Origin of the sequence: Pelagibius sp., from assembly GCF_028289705.1 — a bacterium.
GTDB lineage: Bacteria > Pseudomonadota > Alphaproteobacteria > Kiloniellales > Kiloniellaceae > Pelagibius.
Genome location: NZ_JANQOI010000099.1, coordinates 1 through 6,197 on the forward strand (window position 1 = coordinate 1; position 6,197 = coordinate 6,197).

The 6,197-nt window shown below is 68.0% G+C and carries 6 protein-coding genes; 2 read left to right on the forward strand and 4 right to left on the reverse strand.

What is annotated here, in order from left to right:
* Window positions 1–174: 174 nt before the first annotated feature.
* Entirely contained in the window at window positions 175–663 is a 489-nt protein-coding gene (locus Q0996_RS13220; RefSeq protein ID WP_299620280.1) for an MmcB family DNA repair protein, read from the forward strand.
* Between the two features lie 53 nt (window positions 664–716).
* On the opposite strand, the gene rfaE2 is transcribed toward Q0996_RS13220, so the two are convergent.
* Complete coding sequence (gene rfaE2, locus Q0996_RS13225; protein ID WP_299620283.1) at window positions 717–2,222, reverse strand: D-glycero-beta-D-manno-heptose 1-phosphate adenylyltransferase; 1,506 nt, start codon at window positions 2,220–2,222, stop codon at window positions 717–719.
* Window positions 2,223–2,485: 263 nt separating this feature from the next.
* Here rfaE2 and Q0996_RS13230 point away from each other — a divergent pair, with 263 nt between their 5' ends.
* A complete protein-coding gene (locus Q0996_RS13230; RefSeq protein WP_299620286.1) occupies window positions 2,486–3,775 on the forward strand; it encodes a hypothetical protein in 1,290 nt (429 codons plus the stop codon).
* Here Q0996_RS13230 and Q0996_RS13235 read toward each other — a convergent pair.
* The 3 genes from Q0996_RS13235 to Q0996_RS13245 form a co-directional block, all read right to left on the reverse strand.
* A complete protein-coding gene (locus Q0996_RS13235) occupies window positions 3,765–4,319 on the reverse strand; it encodes an ActR/PrrA/RegA family redox response regulator transcription factor (protein ID WP_299620289.1) in 555 nt (184 codons plus the stop codon). The two genes, Q0996_RS13230 and Q0996_RS13235, sit on opposite strands and share 11 nt — an antisense overlap.
* A 5-nt stretch (window positions 4,320–4,324) precedes the next feature.
* Window positions 4,325–5,653, reverse strand: a complete 1,329-nt coding sequence (locus tag Q0996_RS13240) for an ActS/PrrB/RegB family redox-sensitive histidine kinase (RefSeq protein ID WP_299620292.1) — start codon at window positions 5,651–5,653, stop codon at window positions 4,325–4,327.
* 180 nt (window positions 5,654–5,833) lie between these two features.
* Window positions 5,834–6,197: nicotinate-nucleotide--dimethylbenzimidazole phosphoribosyltransferase (locus tag Q0996_RS13245; protein ID WP_299620295.1), on the reverse strand; the 364-nt coding region annotated here is incomplete at its 5' end.

Genomic DNA, 6,197 nt, shown 5'->3' on the forward strand with positions numbered 1-6,197 from the left:
GTTCAGGCGTCCGGGCCGCCAGGAGCGGTCCGAAAAGCGTAGCGGGGACTACGGTTGAGGACCGCGACGCCGCGGACGGGCGCCTGAACACGACGCAGACCGTGGAGGGGGGGAGAAGTGCGGGCTAAGCTTCCGTTTCCTGGATAGCCCCCGGGCAAATCGATATCCTGGGGCATGTCCTCAGCACCCTCGGACATACCTCAGGCTCCAGCCGACACCACGGTGCGGCGCGATACTGCGAGCCTTCTGACCCGCGGGCTGATCCGATTTCAGGCCGATCACGGACTGGCCTGCCTGCCGGAGTTCACCCTGCGCTCCGGCCGGCGCGCCGATCTCATGTGTCTGGATGGCAAGGGCGGCCTGACGATCATCGAGATCAAATCCAGCGTCGAGGACTTCCGCGCCGACCACAAGTGGCAGGACTATCTGGAGTACTGCGACCGCTTTTACTTCGCTGTGCCGGAGGACTTCCCCCAGCACTTGATCCCCGAAGATCAGGGTTTGCTGGTCGCCGATGCCTACGGTGCCATCGTGATCCGCGAGGCCGAGGCGCGGGCGCTCAATGCCGCGCGGCGCCGCGCCGTCACCCTGCGCTTCGCCCAGCTCGCCGCCCGCCGCCTGACCAGCCTCGTCGATCCGGACGCTCTGACGCCCGGCCCCTAAGGTCCTTGTCGTTTTGACGGCACCGGCCCGCTTCGACGCAAGTCGGGAGGACCCTAACCCCCGCCGGCGAGGCGCTCGATCGTCGCGCTGGTCGAGTGACCGGGCGAGAGATCGGCCAGCACGACCCGTCCGCCGTAGCGGCGGACCTCCTCCGCGCCGACCACCTGGTCGAGGCGATAGTCGGCCCCCTTGACCAGGACCTCCGGCCGCAGCGCCTCGATCAGGGCCAGCGGCGTGTCCTCGCCGAAGATCACCACCCGGCTGACGCTGGCGAGGGAAGCCAGGACCGCGGCGCGGGCAGCCTCGCCCTGTATGGGCCGCTCCGCCCCCTTCAGGCGGCGCACCGAAGCGTCGCTGTTGAGCCCCACCACCAACCGGTCGCAGGCCGCTTCCGCCTGCTGCAGCAGCGAAACATGCCCGGGGTGCAGAAGGTCGAAACAGCCGTTGGTGAAGCCGACCCTGAGTCCGGCGCCGCGCCAGCGCGCAGCCTGCTCCAGCAGGCTCTCGAGATCCACGACCTTGGATTCGGCGTCCATCAGTTCGGAGGTATGGAGCGCCCGGGCAATCTCTCCGGCACGCGCCACGGCGGTCCCCAGCTTGCCCACCACGATGGCCGCCGCCGCATTGGCCAGGCCCGCCGCCTGGACCGGCTGCAGCCCCGCGCCAAGGGCGGCGGCAAAGACCGCGACCACCGTATCGCCGGCCCCGGACACATCATAGACCTCGCGCGCGCGGGCCTTGAGGTGGTGCACCGCCATCGCCTCGTCGCCGTCCAGCGGCCCCACCAGGGTCATCCCCTGTTCGCTGCGTGTCGCCAGGATCCCCCCGACCTCGGCCTCATCGATGACCTTGCGGCAGGCGGCGACAAGCTCCGCCTCGGTGCCGGTCGGACGAGCGCTGGCGTCCTGCAGTTCGCGGCGGTTGGGCGTCACCCAGCCGGCGCCCCGGTAGCGGGCGAAGTCGCGGCCCTTGGGGTCGACCACCAGGGGGCAGCCCCGCTGCCGGGCCGCGTCAACCACCGTCTTAATCAGGGCAGGGCTCAACAAGCCCTTGCCGTAGTCGGAAAGGACAACCGCTGCGGCCCCCTCCAGCGCTGCCAGCGCCGCCTCGATGGCCGCCGCCTCCTGCGCCGCGTCCTGCGCCGCGTCCAATCCGCCTACCAGCTCCCGATCAGCGCGCAGCAACTGCTGGCCGCCGGCGATGAAGCGCTCCTTGATGGTGCTGGGCCGCCCGGGCTGGCGCAGCAGCGCCAGGCGCCCCTCAACCGCGGCCAGGCAGTCCCGGGCCAGGATCTCGACCTCGCGGCCGGCGTCGTCGTCGCCGACGGCGGCAACCACATGGGGGCAGGCCCCGAGAGCGGCCAGGTTGCGCAGCACGTTCCCCGCACCGCCCAGCATTGCCGTCTCCCGCGCGATCCGCATCACCGGGATCGGCGCTTCCGGCGAGATCCGCTCGACGGCGCCGTAGATGAAGCGGTCGAGCATTATGTCGCCCACCACCAGGACCGGAACACCCCTCAGGCGCTCCACAAGACCCGCCAGTTCGCCGCTTTCGGTCATGGATTTCTGCCGGTCATCCCCTGATGCCCCTGCCGCTTCAGCATTTGGAATACATTCTCACGGCACCCCCTTCGGCACCATGATGGACACGCGATGACGCCTTTGTCGCTATGGTTGAATTCCTAGAACTACTCACCTCGGATCAACTGTAACGCGTAAAAAATTTGGAGTTCCTAATACCTTAACCAAATCGCAATCCGTCAAAGGCTAGATAACCTAAGAGCCTACCGAATTCGCGCATATGTTGGGAGACCCCGTCCGTCATGCCGCCCTCCGCCAACCGCCAACAAATAATGCAGGAACAGGCTCTGCTCAACCACATCAAGCGCCTGGAGCGGGGTGGCGAGGATCATCTTGTGGCTCAGGTTCACCTCTCCAGCCTGGCCGCCTTCGAACAGCTTCCCGAATGCCTGGCCGTCGCACGCACCATTGCCGACCGGGCGGCCAAGACCCACGATGCAAGCCTCTACCCGCTGTTCAATCACGATCTCTTCCTGATCTACAACCGCGAGAGCGCCCCGCATATCGAAAAGGTCATCGATCGGCTGTGCGGGGTGCTGAAGGAAGACCCCTTCTTCGCCAGTGGCGTGGACGCCGAGGCCGCCTTCTGCAGCCGTTTCGACCTGGCCACCGACTACGGCGAGCTGGTCCAACGGGCCGAAGACCTGAACGCGCAGAAAGCCGAACAGGACGCCGCCGTGCGCCTCGGCCGCGGCAAGCGGACGAACAAGAAGCCCCTGAACCTCGCCGGCCTTGCCGCTGTCGAGAAGGCCATCGCACAGGCCGACCTCTCCGCCATGACCAGCCGCCAGCCGATCTGCGAATTCGGCGAGGATGGCAAGCCGCGGCCGCTGTTCTACGAGCTCTTCACCTCGATCTCCGCCCTCAGCGACACGCTGCTGCCGGACCAGGACGTGTTTTCCGACCGCTGGCTGTTCCAGTACCTCACCGCCAAGCTGGATCACCGCATGCTGGCCTGGCTGGATAAGAACGACGACTCGACGCTGAAGCATTCCTTCAGCCTGAACATCAACATCGCCTCGCTGCTGTCGCCGCGTTTCCTCGAGTTCGATGAGAGCCTCGACCAGGCGCGCCGCAACACCATCATCGTGGAACTGCAGATGCACGATGTCTTCGCCGACATCGCGCGCTACCTCTTCGCCCGGGAGTTCCTGCTGGACCGCGGCTACCGCATCGCCCTCGACGGTGTCACGGAGCTCTCGCTGCCGCTGGTCGACCGGGTCATGCTGGGGGCCGAGCTGGTCAAGCTGCAGTGGTCGTACAATCTGCGCGGACATATCGAAGGCCGCTTCGGCGACCGCCTGCGCGGCGCCATCGAGAAGATCGACCCCAAGCGCATCATCTTCACCCGCTGCGAAAGCGACGATGCCGTAGAGCTCGGCCACGAACTGGGCGTCGTGCTGTTCCAGGGCTACTTCCTGGACCACCTGCTGAGCGAGAAGATCTCCCGCGAAGAGGCGGTCGAGCGTCTCAGCGCGGCACTTGCGCGCCACCGCCGCATGGCGGTGCCCAGCGCAGCCGCTAGTTCCTAGGCGCGTACTTCGCCAGAATGCGCTGCAGGGTACGGCGGTGCATGCGTAAGCGCCGGGCCGTCTCCGACACATTGCGATCGCACTGCTCGTAGACCCGCTGGATATGCTCCCAGCGCACCCGGTCCGCGCTCATGGGATTGCAGGGCGGCGGCGGCAAGACCTCTTCCTGTTCCAGCAGCGCGGCTTCGACCTGGTCGGCATCGGCCGGCTTGGGCAGATAGTCCGTCGCCCCGACCTTCACCGCCGCCACCGCGGTCGCGATGTTGCCGTAACCGGTCAAGACGATGATCCTGGCATCGTCGCGGGCATCGCGCAGCGCCTGCACTACCTCCAGGCCCGAGCCGTCGCCCAGGCGCAGATCGACCACCGCATAGCCGGGGGCACCGCGTTGCGCCAGGGTCAGGCCTTCGGCCACGGAATAGGCGGTCTGAACGGCAAAGCCCCGGCGCTCCATGGCCCGGGCGAGGCGGTCGCAGAAGCGTTGATCGTCATCGACGATCACCAAGTCGCGCGGCGCTTCGACAGCTTTGGCTTCACTCAGCATCTCTCTTACCTTTCGTCACTCCGGTCCCCGGGCGGCGGCGCGGCCTCGGGCCTCACCTCCAGGCGATGGCGCGGCCAGCGGATTTCGACCACGGCGCCGCCGGTAATCTCATTGGAAAACTCTATGCCGGCGCCGAGGTGCGCCAAGAGGGTGCGGGCGATAAAGATGCCCAGGCCCATGTGCTGGCTTTCGCCGCGGCGGCGGTCGCGCGGCCCCGTGGAGTAGTAGGGCTCGCCCAGCCGGCTGAGCACGGTCACGTCGAAGCCGGGCCCATCGTCGGCGATGCGCAGCATGACCGATTCTTCATCCCAGGTCAGGTCGACGACCACCTTCTGGCGGGCGAACTGCACGGCGTTCTGGATCAGCGTTCCCAGGCCGTGCAGCACCTCGGCGTTGCGGGTGACGATGGGCTGGTCGGCGTCGCTGTCGATGGCCGGGCCGGCGTTAATCTCCAGGGTCACGCCATCGCGCCGATGGGCCGCCGCCGCGGCCTCCACCAAAGCGACCATGGGCAGGCGGTGATAGGGCGATCCGTCGTCCCAGGCCGGCCGTTCGGCCAGGCCGGCGAGGATCGAGCGGCAGCGCAGCGATTCCGTATGCAACAGTTCGATGTCCTCGCGCAGGCGCGAGTCGTCCGGGAACTCCCGCTGGAGCTCGCGCGCCACCACGGCGATGGTGGCCAGCGGCGTGCCCAATTCGTGGGCCGCCGCCGCCGCCAGGCCGCCCAGGGCCGAAAGTTGCTGTTCGCGGGCCAGTGCCAGGCTGGTCGCCTCGAGCGCTTGGGACATCCGTCTGTTCTCCTGCGCGACGGAGGAGACATAGGAAGCGATGAAGACCACCGCAATCACCAGCGCCGTCCACACGCCCGCGATGTAGACCGGCGAAAGCAGGATGCCGCTTTCCGGCCAGGGCAGCGGCAGGTGCCAGAAGGCGAGAATGGAGACCAGCAGCAGCGACAGGGCGGAGATGATCAGCGTGCTGCGGCGCGACAGCGCCCATCCGGAAATCACCACCGGCGCCAGGATGAGCATGGCGAAGGGGTTCTGGAGGCCGCCGGTCAGGCCCAGCAGGATCGCCAGTTGCACCACGTCGAAGCAGAGATTCAGGGTCGCCTCGCGGTCGCTGGCCCAGGTGGCGCTGGGGCGGACCACCGAGAGGACGACGTTCAGCACCCCGGCCAGGGCGATCACGGTCATGGCCGGCACAAAGAGGATCTGGTAGCCGAAGCCGAAGTAGACGACGGAAAGGGTGATGGCCTGCCCCAGCAGGGCGATCCAGCGGATCACCACGAGGGTGCGCAGCCGCAGCCGGCCGCCGCGCGCCGGGGCGGTCACCGACGCGCTCTCCGGAGAATGCCCCGGGGCACGCTCCGGTACACCCTCTGGGATCGACGGCAGGGTCTCGGCCATGGCGCAGAGTCTGGCGCCGCATTCGGGAAAGGCAAGACCCCTGGAAACGGCGGGTTTCCGGGAATTATCGGCCGGAAGACAGGGGCGCCGGCGGCACGCCCTGGATCAATCCGCCCCGTCGGGCCCCGACACCCCGGCCTCGGCGAAGGTCGCCATGCCGTTGTGGCAGGCGACCGCCGCCTTCAGGAGCAGCACCGCAGTCATCGCGCCGGAGGCTTCCCCGAGACGCAGCTTGAGGTCGATCAGGGCCTCTTTGCCGAGGCGTTCGAGCAGACGGGCATGGCCCGGCTCCGCAGAGACGTGGGAGACCCAGCAGTGGTCGATGGCGGCGGGCTGCAAGGCGTGGATCACCGCCGCCGCCGCGGTGCAGGCATAGCCGTCGAGCAGCACCGGGGTGCGGGCCATGCGGGCGGCGAGGATGGCCCTGGCGATGGCCGCCAACTCCCGCCCGCCGACGCGGCGCAGAACC

Bases quoted from the DNA above. Each gene is read 5' to 3' on its own strand.
- Q0996_RS13220 (WP_299620280.1), top strand. From the start codon at position 175: ATGTCCTCAGCACCCTCGGACATACCTCAGGCTCCAGCCGACACCACG.
- rfaE2 (WP_299620283.1), bottom strand. From the start codon at position 2,222: ATGACCGAAAGCGGCGAACTGGCGGGTCTTGTGGAGCGCCTGAGGGGT.
- Q0996_RS13230 (WP_299620286.1), top strand. From the start codon at position 2,486: ATGCCGCCCTCCGCCAACCGCCAACAAATAATGCAGGAACAGGCTCTG.
- Q0996_RS13235 (WP_299620289.1), bottom strand. From the start codon at position 4,319: ATGCTGAGTGAAGCCAAAGCTGTCGAAGCGCCGCGCGACTTGGTGATC.